This window comes from Pseudomonas sp. CCI3.1, assembly GCF_034313985.1.
Lineage (GTDB): Bacteria > Pseudomonadota > Gammaproteobacteria > Pseudomonadales > Pseudomonadaceae > Aquipseudomonas > Aquipseudomonas psychrophila.
The window spans coordinates 121,695-139,224 of record NZ_JAVIWO010000001.1; the positions used below are offsets into that span (position 1 = coordinate 121,695).

Annotated in this window: 16 protein-coding genes and 1 tRNA gene; 9 read left to right on the top strand and 8 right to left on the bottom strand. The window is 58.3% G+C overall.

Annotated features, from left to right (window positions below):
- Nucleotides 1-93 precede the first annotated feature (93 nt).
- The 3 genes from RGV06_RS00505 to RGV06_RS00515 form a co-directional block, all read right to left on the bottom strand.
- Nucleotides 94-975 (bottom strand): lipase family alpha/beta hydrolase, encoded by an 882-nt coding sequence (locus RGV06_RS00505; protein ID WP_322149063.1) that lies wholly within the window; start codon nt 973-975, stop codon nt 94-96.
- A gap of 109 nt (nt 976-1,084) precedes the next feature.
- Complete coding sequence (locus tag RGV06_RS00510) at nt 1,085-2,173, bottom strand: 3-deoxy-7-phosphoheptulonate synthase (protein WP_322149065.1); 1,089 nt, start codon at nt 2,171-2,173, stop codon at nt 1,085-1,087.
- Between the two features lie 708 nt (nt 2,174-2,881).
- Nucleotides 2,882-3,124 (bottom strand): DNA-binding protein, encoded by a 243-nt coding sequence (locus RGV06_RS00515; protein WP_019826341.1) that lies wholly within the window; start codon nt 3,122-3,124, stop codon nt 2,882-2,884.
- Nucleotides 3,125-3,205: 81 nt separating this feature from the next.
- Here RGV06_RS00515 and RGV06_RS00520 point away from each other — a divergent pair, with 81 nt between their 5' ends.
- The 5 genes from RGV06_RS00520 to RGV06_RS00540 all read left to right on the top strand — a co-directional run bounded on the left by RGV06_RS00520 (nt 3,206) and on the right by RGV06_RS00540 (nt 6,899).
- Entirely contained in the window at nt 3,206-3,586 is a 381-nt protein-coding gene (locus RGV06_RS00520; RefSeq protein WP_019826342.1) for a helix-turn-helix domain-containing protein, read from the top strand.
- A 116-nt stretch (nt 3,587-3,702) separates the two neighbouring features.
- Nucleotides 3,703-4,341 carry a UvrY/SirA/GacA family response regulator transcription factor gene (gene uvrY, locus RGV06_RS00525; RefSeq protein ID WP_019826343.1) on the top strand — a complete coding sequence of 213 codons (639 nt, stop codon included), beginning with the start codon at nt 3,703-3,705 and terminating at the stop codon, nt 4,339-4,341.
- A gap of 2 nt (nt 4,342-4,343) precedes the next feature.
- Nucleotides 4,344-6,167 carry an excinuclease ABC subunit UvrC gene (uvrC, locus tag RGV06_RS00530; protein WP_019826344.1) on the top strand — a complete coding sequence of 608 codons (1,824 nt, stop codon included), beginning with the start codon at nt 4,344-4,346 and terminating at the stop codon, nt 6,165-6,167.
- Nucleotides 6,168-6,199: 32 nt separating this feature from the next.
- On the top strand, nt 6,200-6,757 hold the full coding sequence (gene pgsA / locus RGV06_RS00535) for a CDP-diacylglycerol--glycerol-3-phosphate 3-phosphatidyltransferase (RefSeq protein WP_019826345.1): 558 nt from the start codon (nt 6,200-6,202) through the stop codon (nt 6,755-6,757).
- Between the two features lie 66 nt (nt 6,758-6,823).
- Nucleotides 6,824-6,899: transfer RNA gene (locus RGV06_RS00540), tRNA-Gly, on the top strand.
- A gap of 314 nt (nt 6,900-7,213) precedes the next feature.
- Here the strand turns inward: RGV06_RS00540 and RGV06_RS00545 are convergent.
- Nucleotides 7,214-8,629: a purine-cytosine permease family protein gene (locus RGV06_RS00545; protein ID WP_046809834.1), complete on the bottom strand. Its 1,416-nt coding sequence runs from the start codon at nt 8,627-8,629 to the stop codon at nt 7,214-7,216.
- A 249-nt stretch (nt 8,630-8,878) separates the two neighbouring features.
- On the opposite strand from RGV06_RS00545, the gene RGV06_RS00550 reads away from it, so the two are divergent.
- Complete coding sequence (locus RGV06_RS00550; RefSeq protein ID WP_019826348.1) at nt 8,879-9,790, top strand: LysR substrate-binding domain-containing protein; 912 nt, start codon at nt 8,879-8,881, stop codon at nt 9,788-9,790.
- 56 nt (nt 9,791-9,846) lie between these two features.
- On the opposite strand, the gene argE is transcribed toward RGV06_RS00550, so the two are convergent.
- The 4 genes from argE to RGV06_RS00570 are packed head-to-tail and all read right to left on the bottom strand — an operon-like array spanning nt 9,847 to nt 13,444.
- On the bottom strand, nt 9,847-10,992 hold the full coding sequence (argE, locus tag RGV06_RS00555; protein ID WP_019826349.1) for an acetylornithine deacetylase: 1,146 nt from the start codon (nt 10,990-10,992) through the stop codon (nt 9,847-9,849).
- Entirely contained in the window at nt 10,989-11,666 is a 678-nt protein-coding gene (locus RGV06_RS00560; RefSeq protein WP_019826351.1) for a DUF1028 domain-containing protein, read from the bottom strand. The genes argE and RGV06_RS00560 overlap by 4 nt, the downstream gene beginning before the upstream one ends.
- A gap of 11 nt (nt 11,667-11,677) precedes the next feature.
- Nucleotides 11,678-12,088: a RidA family protein gene (locus RGV06_RS00565; RefSeq protein WP_019826352.1), complete on the bottom strand. Its 411-nt coding sequence runs from the start codon at nt 12,086-12,088 to the stop codon at nt 11,678-11,680.
- A gap of 24 nt (nt 12,089-12,112) precedes the next feature.
- Nucleotides 12,113-13,444: a flavin-containing monooxygenase gene (locus tag RGV06_RS00570; RefSeq protein WP_322149066.1), complete on the bottom strand. Its 1,332-nt coding sequence runs from the start codon at nt 13,442-13,444 to the stop codon at nt 12,113-12,115.
- A gap of 305 nt (nt 13,445-13,749) precedes the next feature.
- Between RGV06_RS00570 and RGV06_RS00575 the strand changes: the two genes are divergently transcribed.
- The 3 genes from RGV06_RS00575 to RGV06_RS00585 all read left to right on the top strand — a co-directional run bounded on the left by RGV06_RS00575 (nt 13,750) and on the right by RGV06_RS00585 (nt 17,507).
- A complete protein-coding gene (locus RGV06_RS00575) occupies nt 13,750-14,547 on the top strand; it encodes a helix-turn-helix transcriptional regulator (RefSeq protein ID WP_019826354.1) in 798 nt (265 codons plus the stop codon).
- A gap of 45 nt (nt 14,548-14,592) precedes the next feature.
- Nucleotides 14,593-15,975 (top strand): aspartate aminotransferase family protein, encoded by a 1,383-nt coding sequence (locus RGV06_RS00580; RefSeq protein WP_322149067.1) that lies wholly within the window; start codon nt 14,593-14,595, stop codon nt 15,973-15,975.
- A 152-nt stretch (nt 15,976-16,127) separates the two neighbouring features.
- Entirely contained in the window at nt 16,128-17,507 is a 1,380-nt protein-coding gene (locus RGV06_RS00585) for an APC family permease (RefSeq protein WP_322149068.1), read from the top strand.
- The last annotated feature ends 23 nt before the right edge of the window (nt 17,508-17,530 follow it).

Consider the following 17,530-nt stretch of genomic DNA (forward strand, 5'->3'; position numbering starts at 1 on the left):
CCGGATTCAGTGTGGTTTTTCTCGGCAAAAGTGCGGTTTTGTGTTTTTGCTGACTGGCGGATCAGTATTTAGCCGGCTTGCATCGGGCGGCTTTTATAAGCCTTTGTTTTTCAAATGCTTGGCGTGCTCGACATAGAGCTCGACCGGGTTGACGGTTTTTTTGCTCATACGGGCCAGCTGGTTGATGGTGTCTAGGTGATCCAGGGGGTAGTCCGATCTGATCACATGGCCCAGATGGGAGCTGAATCGTCCGACCATTCCGTCATTTTCGGTTGTCTCACGGGTAAAAAATGTGCTGAACACACGACACGCGTTGTGCAGAGGGTCAAGCAGGTTCAGCGGTCCCGACACTCTCGAGCCTTTGATAATGCCGCTCCAGGAGTAATAGAAAACGTCGTTTACCTGCTCGGGACCCATCCCGCCCCAGGTCTCAGGTAGGCCTTGTGGGTATTCAAGATTAAACCTGGCAACACCTTCGGTGGTCAGGGCATTGAGTGCGTTCAGTGCATGTTGGGGCAGTTGCGGATGGCCGCTCAGGGTGGACAGGAATGAGCTGAATGCCGTGGTCAGGCCCGCCGCGACGGTTTCGCCCAGTCTTCCCGGGATAAATGCCTGGCGCAGGCGATCGGCCAGTTCGGAGCCATGGTTGGGCCCGCTGACGGAGGTTACGGATGCGATGATATCGGGAGCAATGGCGGCCACATAACGTGCGGTCAGGGCGCCTTGGCTGTGGCCAATCAGGTTGAACCGCTGTGTTCCGGTCTGTTTGCGCAAGTTGTATATCTGCTTGAGCAGTTGATCGCCTCGCGCTTCATTTGAATGGGTGGCGGAAATAAACGGAACGAAGACGTTCGCACCACGAGAGCTGAGCGCTTCCCTGATGCCGTTGAAGTAGTGGTGAAAGCCAATCCGGTCGAATCCAAAAAGGCCGTGCACCAGTAAAATTGGGTATTTGGTGCGTGCAGAGTCATCCATGTTCAATCTCGCTGGGTGTTTTGAATCATAAAAACACCTTAGCCGATATCGACTTCGCGCAACCGTGGGCAGATTCCCAGGTTGCGCGGCTGTTTACAGCGCTCGATTGTCAGGCGAGGACCCGCGCAGCACGGCGTTGTATTTGCAGTTGTTGGGCGGCGTTGCGAAGCAGTTGTTCGGTTGCATCCCAGCCCAGGCAACCATCGGTCACGGAAACGCCGTAACGCATGTTTGCACCCAGGGGCTGGCAACCTTCGAACAGATGGCTTTCGAGCATCATGCCAATCAGGGACCTATCGCCTGCCAGGCGCTGCGCGAGGACATCATTGAACACGTCAGGCTGGCGTAACGGGTCTTTGCCGCTATTGGCGTGGCTGCAGTCGACCATCATGCGGGCCGGGACAGCGCTTTTTTCCAGCCCGGCGCGAGCTTTGGCGACGCTGCCGCGGTCGTAGTTCGGGCCACTGTGGCCCCCCCGCAATACCAAGTGAGTATCGGGGTTGCCGCGGGTCTCGACGATCGCCGGATGGCCCTGGCTATCGACACCGAAGTGACGATGACTGTGTGCAGCAGAACGCATGGCGTCGCAGGCAATTGCCACACCGCCGTCAGTGCCGTTTTTGAAGCCGACCGGAAGAGCCAGGCCGCTGGCCATTTCGCGATGGATTTGCGATTCGGTGGTGCGGGCGCCAATGGCTACCCAGCCCAGCAGGTCGTCGAAGTAGCCTGCGGCAATGGGCTGCAAGAGTTCGGTGGCGACCGGAAGGCCCATGCGCAGCATTTCGATCATGAGCTCCCGCGACAGGGTCAGGCCGTGAGCCATGTCGTCGCTGCCATCCAGGTGCGGGTCGTAGGCCAGACCTTTCCATCCCACAGTGGTGCGCGGTTTTTCGATGTAAGCTCGCATGACCAGCAACATGTCGTCGCGAACATCGTGGGCCAAGGCTGCGAGATTGCTGGCGTATTCGAGCGCGGCAATGGGGTCGTGGATAGAGCACGGGCCGACAACTACGAGTAAACGGGAGTCTTCACCGTTGAGGATGGCGCGAATGGCCTGGCGCTGGCTGCTGACCTGCTCACTAAGCTTGTTGCTCAGAGGCAGTTGCTGTTTGAGTTGCACTGCGCTGGGCAGGCGACGAGTCGAAACGTGGGTAGTGGCAGTGTGTACAGCTGGCAGAGCGGATACGGATGCGTTCATGGTGTGTGCTTCCTGGGCAGGCGGCGGGTTATCCCGCGCGCTCAGCCCTACTGGGGTGTTCGACAATTGGCCAGACTGGCTATGAGTGCTTGCGTGCCACCAATGTGGGTCCGTTCGGAGGCGGCAGGCTGTCCCGAACGGCGGCTGATAAATCGCCATGCAGTGCAAAGGTCGAAGCGGTAATAAGTGGCGTAGTTCATGGGGTAAATCCTCAATTCAATAAAGTGTCAGGGGCCAAAAAAACAAAACCCCCGGTCGGGAAGCCGACCGGGGGTGAGAATTCTCTGGTAGGCGACCCCTAAGTAGTGGGCGCCGTGTGGGTATCAGGCGCGCCAGTGGCTAAACCAATACCCAAAATAAAATCGTGCTGTGGAGTGCAAGTTGTTCGCGCACACAGCTTCAGCCATACGCTCATCGCGTGCGGTCTTACAAATGTCTGTGGTGGCGTGATGCAACATGGGTTGTCTCCGATTGATGGGTTGCAGCTTACTTGAGGCGAACAGACGTATTCAATCAAAAAATACTATGTGGATTAACAATAAACACTATTGCCTCGAAGCCGGGAGGCGAGAGATGAATTTTACGAGAGAGCCCGGAGTACATAAGACCCCTGTTTGCGGGCTTTGCGGCCCGGCTTGGCGTGCAGGCGGCTGAGGTGGGGGCTGGCCGTAATACTAAATGGGGAGTCACGCCCGATTAAGCGCATACTCAAGCGAGTTCATCACCTTCAGCCTCTAACGAATGTGTGGCCTGGGGAACAATGATCCCGTCTTTCATGCCCAGAAGAACAGCCACCTTGTGGGCTTCACCACGCTTCCCTTTTTTGCGCCCGGCGAGCACTTGATAAGTGGTTGCCGGGTCGACGCCATGTTCCCGAGCAAACTCTTGAACGGATTTCCCCTGGTATTCCAGCCATGCCTTGGCTTGTGCGGCAGTACGAATTCCGGTCATAGTTCAAAACCGTTCAAAAGTGTTTAATATTTATGGATTATATCATCCTTGTGGGTGTTTAAAATGGGATCCTTCATCCAAATGAGTGGAATTGGTGTGCGCTTGCGGCAGGAGCGAGAGCGACTTGGTTTGTCGCAGAAAACTTTTGGCGAAATCGGTGGCGTCGAGGCCAACGCCCAAGGCAAATATGAAAATGGTGATCGCGCGCCCAAAGCAGACTACTTGTCGCGGGTTGCAGGCCGCGGCGTGGACGTGCTGTTTGTATTGACCGGCAGCCCGACCCCGACATTAATCGATAACCTCAGTCATGTAGAAGAAAAAGTCCTGATCAGCTATCGGGTATTGCAAAAGGAAGATCAGGACGCCATTCGCCGCTTGACCACAACCCTGGCCGAGTTGTCTGCGCCGCATCCGGTAAAGGAACGACGCGAGCCTGAGGAAGTAGATCCTGTCAAGGACTGAACATTTACAAGGATTTAACGTTTTGACAAGGATAGTTGACGCAAGTCGGTAGGTTGGTGCATTAGTTTTTGCTAAGGTGTCGGCAATCAACCAAGACCAATTTGCGAGGTATCGACTTGATTCGGGTTCTAGTGGTCGATGACCACGATCTTGTGCGCACAGGGATCACACGAATGCTGGCCGATATCGAAGGCTTGCAAGTGGTCGGTCAGGCCGAGTCCGGTGAGGAGTCGCTTCTCAAGGCTCGTGAGCTGAAACCGGATGTAGTCCTGATGGATGTCAAAATGCCCGGTATTGGTGGTCTGGAAGCTACCCGCAAGATGATGCGCAGCCACCCCGACATCAAGGTTGTCGCCGTGACCGTGTGTGAAGAGGACCCTTTTCCGACCCGTTTGCTGCAAGCAGGCGCCGCAGGCTACATGACCAAGGGCGCCGGACTGGCCGAGATGGTCCAGGCAATTCGCCTGGTATTCGCCGGCCAGCGCTACATCAGCCCGCAAGTGGCACAGCAATTGGCGCTCAAGTCCTTTCAGCCTGCAAGTGACTCCCCCTTTGATGCCCTGTCAGAACGCGAAATTCAGATCGCGCTGATGATTGTTGGCTGTCAAAAGGTCCAGGTTATTTCAGACAAGCTTTGCCTGTCGCCCAAGACGGTCAATACTTATCGCTACCGAATTTACGAGAAGCTCTCGGTCAAAAGTGATGTTGAACTGGCCTTGCTGGCGGTTCGTCATGGCATGGTCGACGCTGGTTAACCATGACTGAAGTGTTTGACGCAAGTGCGTTCCTTTCGACCTGCAGCGGTCGTCCCGGCGTGTATCGCATGTTCGACAGCGAAGCACGCCTGCTTTACGTGGGCAAGGCCAAGCACCTTAAAAAACGCTTGGCCAGCTACTTTCGCAAAACCGGTCTGGCGCCCAAAACGGCGGCCCTGGTTGGGCGTATCGCGCAAATTGAAACCACCATCACCGCCAACGAAACCGAAGCGTTACTGCTTGAACAGACGCTGATTAAGGAATGGCGCCCGCCGTACAACATCCTGTTGCGCGACGATAAGTCTTATCCCTATGTGTTTCTGTCGGATGGCGAATTCCCGCGCCTGAGTATTCATCGCGGTGCCAAGAAGCAAAAAGGCAAATATTTCGGGCCTTACCCCAGTGCGGGCGCAATTCGCGAGAGCCTGAGCATCTTGCAAAAGACTTTTCTGGTGCGTCAGTGCGACGACAGCTACTTCAAAAACAGAACACGACCTTGCCTGCAGTATCAGATCAAGCGCTGCAAGGCCCCTTGTGTCGGGCTCGTTGACCCCCAGGAATATGCTGAGGATGTCCGCCACTCGATCATGTTCCTGGAAGGGCGAAGCAGTGCGCTGACCGACGAACTCAACAGTGCAATGGAGCAGGCCGCCAGCACCCTTGATTTTGAGCGTGCAGCCGAGGTGCGTGATCAGATTTCGCTTTTGCGCAGGGTTCAGGATCAGCAAAGCATGGAAGGCGGGACCGGCGATGTGGATGTAATTGCCGCGTTTGTAAACCCCGGCGGTGCCTGTGTGCATTTGATCAATGTGCGTGGCGGGCGGGTATTGGGCAGCAAGAACTTCTTTCCCCAGGTCGGTATCGAGGAGGAGGTGGCCGAAGTCATGGCGGCCTTTCTCGGTCAGTACTACATCAGCAGCCCTGAGCGCGACTTGCCTAGCGAGCTGATCGTAAACGTGGAACACGAAAGCTTTGGCGCAATCATTGACGCCATTGAAGAGCTGCGGGGCCGAGAACTGGCCATCAGCTACAGGGTGCGTGGTACGCGGGCACGATGGCAGCAACTGGCGGTTACCAATGCCGAGCAGGCGCTGGTCGCACGCCTGACAAACCGTCTGCATGTGGCAGCGCGTTTTGAGGCCCTGGCCCAAGTATTGAAGCTCGACGAGATTCCCCAGCGTCTGGAGTGCTATGACATCAGCCACTCGAGCGGTGAAGCCACCGTTGCATCCTGCGTGGTGTTTGGCCCCGAAGGTCCGATCAAGTCGGACTACCGGCGTTTCAACATTGAAGGCGTGACCCCGGGTGACGACTATGCCGCCATGCATCAGGCGCTGATGCGTCGTTTCAGCCGGCTTAAAGAGGGGGAGGGCAAGTTGCCCGACATCCTGCTGGTCGATGGTGGCAAGGGGCAGCTCTCGATGGCCCGTGATGTGCTTAATGAACTGGCCGTGCCGGACCTGATCCTGCTTGGCGTAGCCAAGGGTGCAACACGCAAGGCGGGCTTCGAAACGCTCTATCTGAATGACGCTGCCCATGAATTCACCTTGAAAGGCGATTCGCCGGCCTTGCATTTGATCCAGCAAATCCGTGACGAAGCCCACCGTTTTGCCATAACCGGGCATCGGGCGCGACGGGGTAAAACCCGGCGAACCTCAACCCTGGAAGGCATTGCAGGGGTAGGGCCGACTCGTCGCCGAGATTTATTGAAACATTTTGGTGGCTTACAGGAGCTATCTCGTGCCAGCATCGAGGAGATCGCCAAAGCACCCGGGATCAGTAAAAAGCTCGCTGAGTTGATTTATGCAAACCTGCACAGCGAGTAGAATGCCCCCTCACCTCGTAGCCAGTTGTGCCGATGAATATCCCTAATTTGATCACCGTACTACGCGTTCTACTTATTCCTTTCTTCATTCTGTTGTTCTATGTGCCGTACAGCTGGAGTTATGTAGCCGCCAGCTCAGTCTTCGCGTTTGCGGCGGCGACGGATTGGCTCGACGGCTATTTGGCCCGTCGACTGGAGCAAAGCACGCCGTTTGGCGCCTTTCTGGATCCGGTGGCCGATAAGCTGATGGTCGCTGTGGCACTGGTACTGTTGGTGCAAGAGCACCATAACGTGTGGCTGACCCTGCCTGCGGCGGTGATTATTGGCCGTGAAATTGTCATTTCCGCGTTGCGCGAGTGGATGGCCGAGCTGGGAGCACGCGCGCAGGTTGCCGTATCGAACATGGGCAAATGGAAAACTGCGGCGCAAATGCTGGCCCTGGTTATCTTGCTGGCCAATCCATCCGACTTCAGCTTCTGGGTGTTGGTGGGTTACGGGCTGTTGCTGGTGGCGGCCGGGTTGACCTTATGGTCGATGCTTCAGTATTTGCGCGCCGCATGGCCGCATCTGAAGACGACCTCGGTTAAATAAATAAAACTTTTTGAATCAATGGGTTGACGCATTCTTTTATTGCTATAGAATGCCCAGCACCAAGACGCGGGAATAGCTCAGTTGGTAGAGCACGACCTTGCCAAGGTCGGGGTCGCGAGTTCGAGTCTCGTTTCCCGCTCCAAACATGGCTTTACGAATTCATTGCAGTTCGATAGAGCAGAACAAAGGACCTTCGGGTCCTTTTTTCGTTTCTGGCTTTTCATCAGCGAGCTTGTCCAGGCGCCCAACAATGATTTCTTTGCGGCATCTCTCTCAAGTCACCACGCAGGATGCTCCGGCTTTTCAGCGGTTTGAAGGCGAGGGTGTCTGGGTATTGCCAAATGCGCAACGCCAGACCCGCAAGTCGTCCAGTGACGAGACTTTCAGTATCTGGCGCTGCCTGTGGGGCGGGAGTTGCAGAGTCTTCAGCTGAAGATAAACAGCCTGGGTAGCCGATCAGACACTGGCGACTAATGCGCCCTCGTTCATCCTGCGTTTGTAGGCACTGTCACGATTCGCCAGCCAGAAATACAACGGCGAAGTCACCACCAGCCCGACGATCCAGGACAAGTCCGCTCCGTTGATGTGTTCTGAAATCGGACCCACATACAGCGGCGTGTTCATGAACGGAATCTGCACCACAATACCGACCGCATACGCCAGCAATGCCTGGGGGTTGTAGCGCCCGTAAATCCCGCCATCCACACGAAAGATCGACGCAATGTCGTACTTGCCCTTATGGATCGCGTAGAAGTCGATCAGGTTGATCGCTGTCCACGGCACCAATACAACCAGTAACACCAGCACCATATCGACGAAGTGCCCGATAAAGTCCTTGGAGGCGAACACGGCTGCAGTTGCACACGTGGCCAGTACGATGATGGAGATCACCGCACGACTTTTGGCCGTTGGAATCCAGCGATACGCAAAGGTCTGCACCAGGGTGATGATCGACAGTACCGCGCCGTACAGGTTGAGAGCGTTGTGGCTGATCACGCTGAGTAGAAAGAGCACCAGCATCAGGGGGCCGATGGAGCCCGTGGCGAGTTTTACCGCTTCCATGGTGTCCATCCCTACCGGGGTGGCGAGGACGGCAACGGCGCCAAAGATGAAGGACAGACTGGAGCCCAGGACCGAACCCAGGTAGGTGGTCCAGAATGTGGACGCAACGGGGACGTCAGCCGGCAGGTAGCGGGAGTAGTCAGACACGTAGGGGGCAAAGGCGATCTGCCACAGGGCAGCCAGGGAAATGGTCGCCAGCACGCCTGCAATGTTGAACCCGCCGCGGGTCAGAAAGTCGGTGGTCTGTATGTGGGTGAAGATGTAGCCGAAACCGAGCACGATCCCGGCGCCCAGCACCCAGGTGCCAATGCGGTTGAGCACGTGGATAAAGCGGTAGCCGATGATGCCGATAATCCCGGAACCGATGGCGCCGATCACGATGCCGACCGGCACGGGCACCGAATCGACCACGCCGTGCAGGGATTTGCCCGCCAGCACGATGTTGGAAGCAAAGAAACCGATGTACATGACACCCGCGATCACCACCACCAGCAACGCACCGAGGGAGCCGAACTGGGCACGGCTCTGGATCATTTGCGGAATGCCCATCTGCGGGCCCTGGGCCGAGTGCAGCGCCATCAGCACGCCGCCGACCAGGTGACCGATGAGGATGGCGACGATGCCCCACATCAGATTAAGGTTGAACAGTTGCACACCCAGTGCTCCGGTGACGATCGGCAGCGGCGCGATGTTGCCGCCGAACCACAGGGTGAACAGGTCTCTTACCTTTCCATGGCGATCTTCGGGGGGCACGTATCCAATCGTGTGTTTCTCGATGAGCGGGGCGTTGGCTGTTGCAGTGGTGACCATGACGAACTCCAAGGCAGGTGAGTACGTGGACGTACTTCGCAGTGCGCCGCCAGGGCGGCGCTTTGTTGTTGGAGTGATCATCTGTAATGGGGGCAGGGAGGTAAATTAGTAAGTTTGTTGCTATAGACATTAAAAAAAGTATCTCCCGGGCTTTTTTGCTCCGGTATGTTGCATGCTCCGTGAACGCTGAATAAAACAGCTTTTTCTTGCACTGGTTTGGGGCGAAATCCCACGTTTCCCGAGGTTCCGATGGCTGCCTACAACCTGCGCCAACTCAGATATTTTGTGACCACGGCCGACTGCGGCAGCGTCGCCGAAGCGTCGCGCAAGCTTTACATCGCACAACCGTCCGTCTCGACCGCGATCAAGCAACTGGAAGACAGTTTTGGTGTGCAGCTGTTTATCCGTCATCACGCCCAGGGCGTGTCACTCACACCCAGTGGCGCACGGTTTTACCGCAAGGCGCTGGAGTTGTTGCGAGTGGCCCATGAGTTCGAACAAAACGCCCTGGCCGACAATGACGTGGTAGCGGGGCAGATCGATATCGGCTGCTTTGAAACCGTTGCACCGCTGTACTTGCCGCGCTTGATCGCCGGCTTCAAGGCGCGTTGGCCCGGGGTGGAGATCCGCATTCGCGACGGTGAGCAGCAGGAGCTGGTACAGGCGCTCACCGCAGGCACTATTGATGTGGCGATGCTGTTTGAACACGACCTGGGAACCGCCATCGAGACTGCGCCACTGATGCCGCCGCAGCAGCCATACGCCCTGTTACCGGCCGATCACCGCTTTGCACAGCAAGCCAGAGTGTCCCTGGCGGATCTGGTCCTGGAGCCGATGATTCTGCTGGATGTGCTGCCCAGCCGGACCTATTTCGTGAGCATATTCGAAGAGCGCGGGTTGACGCCGAATATCGTGTTCAGTTCGCCGTCGATCGAGATGGTTCGGGGGATGGTGGGCAGGGGGTTCGGCTTTTCGATACTGGTGACCAAACCGTTCACCGAGTACACCTATGACGGCCAGAAAGTCGTGTGTGTGCCGCTGGCTGAAACGGTCACCGGTTCAGGCTTGTCGGCTGTATGGCTGCGTCGCGCACCATTGACCAAACCGGTGCAGCTGTTTGTCGACTATTGCCGTGAAGAACTGGCGCAGTTACTTGGCTAGAGCTGTGGCAGCCGGGCTTGCCCGGCTCCCACAGTTGATGGGTATCGTTTGGGGTATCAGGTGCGGATCGAGTGCAGCATCCGCAGCAGCATGGCATCACATCCAGCCAACTGAGCCACACTCACAAACTCATCCGGCTTGTGCCCCTGGTCCATGCTGCCGGGCCCGCAGACTACCGTGGGAATGCCCACGGCATCGAACAGCCCCCCTTCGGTGCCAAACGCGACGGTGCCGAATTCCCGCGAGCCGCTGAACGCTGCAATCAACTCAGCCGCCTGGCTGCGCTCATCAGTCACCAGGCCCGGGTACGCAGACAACTCGGTAAAGCGGATCGCACTCTGCGCGCTGACGGCTTGCATGCGTGGCAACACCTGTTGTTCTGCGTACGTCTTCAACTGCGACGCCACCTTACTCGGGTCCTGGGACGGCAATGCACGGATTTCAAAGTCAAACCGGCAATCGGCAGGCACGATGTTCAGCGCTTTGCCCCCGGTAATCACCCCGGTTTGCACGGTGCTGAACGGCGGATCAAAACGGGGGTCCTGTGTCTCCTGTAATTGGTGTCCTATACGCCCCAACTCGCCAATCAACGCGGCGGCATGCTCGATGGCATTCACGCCATAGGGCGCATAGGCCGAATGACACGCCTCGCCCTGCACATCACAGCGCATGGCGAGCTTGCCTTTATGGCCGAGTACCGGCTTGAGCTGCGTCGGTTCGCCGATAATGCACAGCATCGGCTTCACAGGCCGCTGCTCCAGTACCTTGAGCAACGAGCGCACGCCCAGGCAGCCGACTTCTTCGTCGTACGACAGGGCGATATGCACCGGTATGCGCAACGGCGCCTGAATCAGCGCCGGGACCAACGCCAGCACACAAGCGATGTAACCCTTCATATCCGCCGTGCCCCGGCCAAACAGCTTGCCGTCGCGCTCAGTCAGCTCAAACGGCGGCGTTGTCCATGGCTGTCCATCAACCGGCACCACGTCGGTGTGTCCCGACAGCACAATACCCGCCAGTCCTTGCGGGCCAATACTGGCGAACAGGTTGGCCTTGCTGCGTTCTTCGTTGTAGACCAACTCACTGGCCACACCGAACCCGGCCAGGTAATCGCGCACAAAGTCGATCAGTTGCAGGTTGGACTCGCGGCTGGTGGTGTCAAACCCCACCAGCTTGTGCAGCAGATCGCGGCTGCTACTCATCGATCATCTCCGGCCACGCCGTAGCCGGGGGAACGGTCGGGAGCGATGGCGCGGTCGATGTAGTCCTGCACTTGCGGGCGATAAGCGTCCCAGAGTTTCTGCAGTTCGGTGATCGGGCGCTCATCGGCCCAGTCCACCCGCAGGTTGATGATCGGCCAGGTCAGTTCGCCCACCACCACCAGCGCTGCTGAATGCACCGGGCCGGCCTCGCCGCCGGCGTCGATGGCAGCATGCATTGCAGCCAGCAGCCGATCCGCCAGTTGGCCTTCGCCTTGCTCGAACGCCAGGACCATCGCCTCGATCACTGCACGGTCGGCCAGCATGTTGCCCGCCGCGACGCATTGTTCGCCCGCCACCCCATTGTGAGTACCCAGGGTCTCGCTGCCGCTGAAATGCACGGTGCGGCCCAGGTGATCAATCGCCGTCAGTTGCCGGTATTGGCTGTAGCCATTGCTCGTAAGCGCCTTGTCCAGCGCTGCGGCCGGGGCGAGGCCCCGTTCCAGCAAGTCCAGCACGTCCGGGCCCAGGGCCGGCAGGGTGATGTTCTGGGTTGAAACCGCGCCGACACCGGGGCGCAACCATGGGCAACGGGCACCCACGGCAATACTCGATGAGCTGATGGCGATGCCCAACTGGCCGGTGTCCGCGCAACGGCCAACGATTGAAAACGTCATGGGTAGCCTCCTTACTCCGGGATAACCGCGATCACATCGATTTCCATCAGCCACTGGGGCTGCCCGAGGGCCGACACCACCAGTCCGGTGGAGATCGGGAACACGCCCTTGAGCCATTTGCCGACTTCCTGGTAAACCGGCTCGCGGTAGCGCGGGTCGATCAGGTAGGTGGTGGTCTTGACGATATGGCTCAGGTCGCTGCCCGCTTCTTCGAGTAGTTGCTTGACGTTGCGCATGGCTTGCTCGGTCTGGGCCCTTGGGTCGCCTAGGCCAACGAGCTTGCCTTCGAAATCGGTACCCACCTGACCGCGCACATACACGGTGTTGCCGGCGCGCACAGCCTGGCACAGGTCGTTGTCCAGGGTTTGGTTAGGGTAGGTTTCCTTGGTGTTGAACATGCGGATGCGAGTGTGAGTAGGCATCAAATAAACTCCGAAAAAAAGTGATCAGGCGCTGACAGTCGGTTGGCGAGCCACGGCAGGGGCTTGGCGGTAGTCGAGGTATTTACGCTGGGTGGCGATGTGGTCGGCCACGTGCTTGGCGTCGTGCCAGACGCCCCAGATAAAGGAAGAACCTCGACGCGACTGCCACGGCAAGCCAAGGAAGTAGATCCCGGACTCGCTCGATACGCCGCGCTGGTGCTGGGGCTTGCCGGTAGCGTCGAACGCATCGACCTTCAACCAGCTGTAGTCCACGGCAAACCCGGTGGCCCAGATGATCGACGTGATACCAGCCTTGGCCAGGTCCAGTTCCAGGATCGGGTTCTTGATGCACGGCGCATCAGCAAACACGCGACGGGCTTCGGGTTCCAGGGGCAAGTCCAGGCCGTTGCGCTTCACATAGGCATCCGCCGCATCCAGCAGGGCCAGGTAGTTCTCATCACCGCGGGCCAGGTTTTCCAGCAGGTTGGGCTGAAAACGGGCGACGCTGCCATTGAACGATTGGGTCAGGCCAACCAGCGTCATGCCTTGCTGGGCCAACTCGCGAAAATCGATGGTTTTACCGCCCTGGGCGCCGCTTACCGCAATGGTCACGTGCTCGCGGCCAGGTTTCATCGCCGCCTGATCCCACTCGCCCAGCACACCCAGCCACCAGCAGAAATCGCGGTTGCGATAGGCGCGGGGCGGGCGGTCGTGGGCACCGACGGACAGGTACACCTGGCGACCGGAGCGTTGCAATTCATCGGCGATCTGCACGCCCGAAGAACCCGCGCCTACCACCAGAACGGCGCCAGCCGGCAGCTGCGAAGGGTTGCGATAGTCGGCGGAGTGGATCTGATGCAACGCGGTGTCTTGAGGTGCAATCGCCGGAATCACCGGTTTCTGGAAAGGCCCGGTCGCCGCCACCACGCGGTTGGCTTCGATCACGCCTTCGCTGGTGTGCACGGTAAAGCCCGGGCGTCCGATATTGCGGGTTACAGACAGGACGTCCACGCCGGTGCGGATCGGCGCATTGAACTTGCGTGCATAGGCTTCAAAGTAATCCGCCACCCGCTCTTTTGGCGCAAAGCCATCGTCGGCGACGTCATCGAATGCCAAGCCCGGAAACCGGTCATGCCAGGCAGGTCCGTTGGCCACCAGCGAATCCCAGCGCCCGGTGCGCCAGCGCTCGGCGATACGACTGCGTTCCAGTACCAGGTGCGGCACGCCCTGCTTGCTCAGGTGCTCACTCATGGCCACGCCCGCTTGACCGGCCCCCACCACCAGGGTGTCTATTTTTGTTATCGCTACAGTCATGTCTCTGTCCTTGCTTAATGCAGTTGGATTCAGTTCGTGCATGACTTCAAGGCTAGGAGGAGGGCAGTTTTAAATAAAATATTAAAAAGCTGGGGAGTGAACATAAAAATCGGATGCAGAGGTTCGCACCTCGATCTACCGATCGGGCCCCCTTCATGAAAGAGTGACGCGCCGTGGGCGCGTCGGATGGTCGCCTCACCCTAACGGGTGATTTCGGTGATTTTGCGTGTGTGGGACTATCACTCCACTCCTTGGCGCCACTGACGTGGTGTCCCACTCAACCGTTCTTTCGGCGAGTCTTTGAAGTGGAAAACGACCGGCTTTCATCCGCGCAATGGTTCGAACAGATGGCCAGGGTTACCGAGAACATCGGGCAGGCGGGATTCACCGCGACGTTATTCCAGGCCCTGGAATGCATTCGGCCCATTCAGGCGACAACGTTGTACCTGTACCCCCACGGGGGCATGCCCAGTGCGTTGTTCGAACTGGAAGGTCCCTGGTTGCCCCAAGGCAATGTGCGCCAGTACCTGTCCGGGTTCTACTTGCTGGATCCGTTCTACGGGGCTTGCATCGAAGGTGTCAGCTCCGGGTGTTACAACCTCGACGATGTTGCCCCCGATCACTTCGAACTCGGCGAATACTTCCAGTCGTTTTACCGTCACTCACATCTGGAAGATGAGTTGAACTACATCCTGCAGTCCAGTGCCGGGCTGAGCCTGTCGGTGTCACTGGCGTTTACGCAAAAACTGGACGCAGCTACCACCCAGCAGTTCAAGCGAATAGCGCCCTGGGTTCTGGCGGTGCTGGGCAAGCATTTCGTCGGTCTGGATGCCCGGGGGGCGCGCTTCGAAAACCTGCTGGAACAGCGAATCCATTCGGCCCTGAACAACTTCGGCTCGTCGCTGCTGACCGAGCGCGAATGCCGGATTGCCCAGCTGATCTTGCGCGGCCACTCCACACGTTCGCTGGCCGAACGACTTGGGGTCACGGAAGACACCATCAAGTCCCACCGCAAGAACATCTACAGCAAGTTGGATATCGGCACGCAATCGGAACTGTTTTCCCTGTTTATCGATTCCCTGGCAGAAGCCCAGGGGGTGCTCAGCAAAGACCCCCTTGAAAGCTACATGAGCAAGAACCGCTGAGCGGTGTACTTGCCCTTGTGTGACTCCCAACAAAAAGAGAAAACCATGAATTTACCATTCGAGTTGAAGCGCCAGACTGAGGATTACCAGCAGGCTGACGCGGCCCACCACATCCACGCCTTTGTGGATCAAAAAGCCCTGAATGCCGAAGGCCCGCGAGTGATGGTGCGGGGCAAGGGCCTGTATCTATGGGACAGCGAAGGCAAGCGCTACCTGGACGGTATGTCGGGGCTGTGGTGCACCCAGCTCGGCTATGGTCGCAAGGACTTGACCGCCGCTGCCGCCGCGCAGATGGACCAGCTGTCGTACTACAACATGTTCTTTCACACGACCCATCCGGCGGTGATCGAACTGTCCGAGTTGCTGTTCAGCCTGCTGCCGGGTCACTACAGTCACGTGATTTACACCAACTCCGGCTCCGAAGCCAACGAGGTGTTGATCCGTACCGTGCGCCGCTACTGGCAAGTGGTCGGCAAGCCGCAGAAAAAAATCATGATCGGCCGCTGGAATGGCTACCACGGTTCCACCCTCGCGGCTTCTGCGCTGGGCGGCATGAAGTTCATGCACGAAATGGGGGGCATGATTCCCGACGTCGCCCATATCGATGAGCCGTATTGGTACGCCCAGGGCGGCGAGTTGACCCCGGCTGAGTTCGGTCGTCGCTGTGCCCTGCAACTGGAAGAAAAGATCCTCGAACTGGGCGCCGAAAACGTAGCGGGCTTTATCGCGGAACCGTTCCAGGGCGCGGGCGGGATGATTTTCCCTCCAGAAAGCTACTGGCCCGAGATTCAACGCATCTGCCGTCAGTACGATGTACTGCTCTGCGCCGATGAGGTGATTGGTGGCTTTGGTCGCACCGGCGAGTGGTTCGCTCACGAGTACTTCGGTTTTGAGCCAGACACCCTGTCGATCGCCAAGGGCCTGACCTCCGGTTACATACCGATGGGCGGCCTGGTGCTGAGCAAGCGCATTGCCGATGCGCTGGTGGAGCAGGGCGGGGTCTTCGCCCACGGCCTGACCTACTCCGGGCACCCGGTCGCAGCAGCGGTGGCGCTGGCCAACCTCAAGGCGCTGCGTGATGAAGGCATCGTACGCACGGTGAAGGAAGACACCGGGCCATACCTGCAACAGATCCTGCGCGAAGTGTTCGCCCATCACCCGATGATCGGCGAGATCCAGGGCACGGGCTTGCTCGCGGCCTTGCAGTTCGCCGAGGACAAGAGCACGCGCAAACGCTTCGACAATGAAAACGACCTGGCCTGGCAGTGCCGCACCTTTGGTTTTGAAGAGGGCGTCATCATTCGCTCGACATTGGGCCGCATGATCATGGCGCCCGCCCTGGTAGCAACCCGAGGCGAGCTGGACGAGCTGGTCGAGAAGACCCGCATTGCAGTAGACCGCACCGCACGGATCGCGGGAAAACTGTGAAGTGATCAGCCCACCACCCCGCGTCCGGGGTGGTGGGCGACATCGTTACATCGCCCTGCGTGCCCATCACCATTTTCAACGAATGATTCACTAACGGTATCGATTTCATCGAATGCCGCGGCGCCCTGCATTCCAATTTCCAGGAGTCAGCAATGAATACAATAACAAACGTGGCCGATACTCCCTCCCATCATTCCCCCACCAGCGCAACGTCGGCCCGCAGGTTTCGACAACCGCTGGGCCTTGTCGGACTGGTTCTTTTCGGCCTGGCCTACATGGTCCCGCTGGCGGTGTTTACCACCTACGGCCTGGTCACCCAGATGACCAAGGGGCACCTGCCGACCGCCTACCTGTTGACGCTCGCGGCCATGCTGCTGACCGCCTACAGCTATGGACGCATGGTTCAGGCGCACCCTTATTCAGGATCTGTCTACACCTATACGCGCAAGGCATTTGGTGCCTATTTCGGCTTTATCGCCGGCTGGACGTTATTGCTGGATTACATCTTCCTGCCATTGCTCAGCTATTTGCTGATAGGCATCTATATGTCCGAGTACTTTCCCGCAGTTCCGACCGCGGTGTGGGTGCTCGGCTCCATTGCCCTGGTGACAGTACTCAACCTGGTGGGTATCGAGTCCATCACCCGGGTCAACTGGATACTGATCGTTGCCCAACTGGTTTTCATCGTGGTGTTCGTGGCGTTGTCAGTGAACACCCTGAGCGGGCGTTCCGAACCGCTTTCGCTGCTCGAACCCTTCCACCATGAAGGCTTCAGCGTGCCGTTGATCATGACGGGGGCAGCCGTGCTGTGCCTGTCATTTCTGGGCTTCGATGCGGTGTCGACCATGGCCGAAGAAACCCCTGACCCCAAGCGTACGATCCCGCTCGCCATCATGGTGGTGTCGTTGGTCGGAGGGCTGCTGTTTCTGGTGGTTTCGTATTGTGCCCAAATGGTTTTTCCGGAATGGAACAGCCTCGCCGACCCTGATTCGGCGTCGGTGGACGTGATGCGTCGCGTCGGTGGCGAACTGCTGGTGACAGCGTTTACCGCGACCTATGTGGCGGGCTGTTTCGCCTCGGCAATGGTGTCCCAGGCCAGTGTCTCCCGCGTGCTGTTTGCAATGGGGCGGGACGGAGCATTGCCCCGTGTACTCGGCAAGCTGGTCTCGAAAAAACGGGTGCCTGCCAACGCGATCATCCTGGTCAGTCTGTTCTCGCTGATTGCCCTGTTCATCACCCTGGATACCGTCGCCAACATGATCAGCTTTGGCGCGCTGTTCGCGTTCTCGGCGGTGAATCTGGCAGTGATCAAGCATTACCTGATTGATCAGAAGCTGCGCGGACGCCGCAACTACCTGATGTACGCCGTGCTGCCGGGGCTGGGGTTCCTCAGCACCCTCTGGTTGTGGACGAGCCTTTCGAGCATGTCGTTCCTCATTGGTCTGTGCTGGATGGGCCTGGGGCTCCTGTGTCTGCTGGGCGTCACCCGGGGGTTCCGGGTGGGCATGCCGGATTTGAAAATCGCGGAATAACTACCAAAAAATCCACTTGGGAG

Excerpts from the sequence above, each read along its gene's own strand:
- RGV06_RS00505 (WP_322149063.1), bottom strand. The coding sequence starts at position 975 with ATGGATGACTCTGCACGCACCAAATACCCAATTTTACTGGTGCACGGC.
- RGV06_RS00510 (WP_322149065.1), bottom strand. The coding sequence starts at position 2,173 with ATGAACGCATCCGTATCCGCTCTGCCAGCTGTACACACTGCCACTACC.
- RGV06_RS00515 (WP_019826341.1), bottom strand. The coding sequence starts at position 3,124 with ATGACCGGAATTCGTACTGCCGCACAAGCCAAGGCATGGCTGGAATAC.
- RGV06_RS00520 (WP_019826342.1), top strand. The coding sequence starts at position 3,206 with ATGAGTGGAATTGGTGTGCGCTTGCGGCAGGAGCGAGAGCGACTTGGT.
- uvrC (WP_019826344.1), top strand. The coding sequence starts at position 4,344 with ATGACTGAAGTGTTTGACGCAAGTGCGTTCCTTTCGACCTGCAGCGGT.
- pgsA (WP_019826345.1), top strand. The coding sequence starts at position 6,200 with ATGAATATCCCTAATTTGATCACCGTACTACGCGTTCTACTTATTCCT.
- RGV06_RS00545 (WP_046809834.1), bottom strand. The coding sequence starts at position 8,629 with ATGGTCACCACTGCAACAGCCAACGCCCCGCTCATCGAGAAACACACG.
- RGV06_RS00550 (WP_019826348.1), top strand. The coding sequence starts at position 8,879 with ATGGCTGCCTACAACCTGCGCCAACTCAGATATTTTGTGACCACGGCC.
- argE (WP_019826349.1), bottom strand. The coding sequence starts at position 10,992 with ATGAGTAGCAGCCGCGATCTGCTGCACAAGCTGGTGGGGTTTGACACC.
- RGV06_RS00560 (WP_019826351.1), bottom strand. The coding sequence starts at position 11,666 with ATGACGTTTTCAATCGTTGGCCGTTGCGCGGACACCGGCCAGTTGGGC.
- RGV06_RS00565 (WP_019826352.1), bottom strand. The coding sequence starts at position 12,088 with ATGCCTACTCACACTCGCATCCGCATGTTCAACACCAAGGAAACCTAC.
- RGV06_RS00570 (WP_322149066.1), bottom strand. The coding sequence starts at position 13,444 with ATGCACGAACTGAATCCAACTGCATTAAGCAAGGACAGAGACATGACT.
- RGV06_RS00575 (WP_019826354.1), top strand. The coding sequence starts at position 13,750 with ATGGCCAGGGTTACCGAGAACATCGGGCAGGCGGGATTCACCGCGACG.
- RGV06_RS00580 (WP_322149067.1), top strand. The coding sequence starts at position 14,593 with ATGAATTTACCATTCGAGTTGAAGCGCCAGACTGAGGATTACCAGCAG.
- RGV06_RS00585 (WP_322149068.1), top strand. The coding sequence starts at position 16,128 with ATGAATACAATAACAAACGTGGCCGATACTCCCTCCCATCATTCCCCC.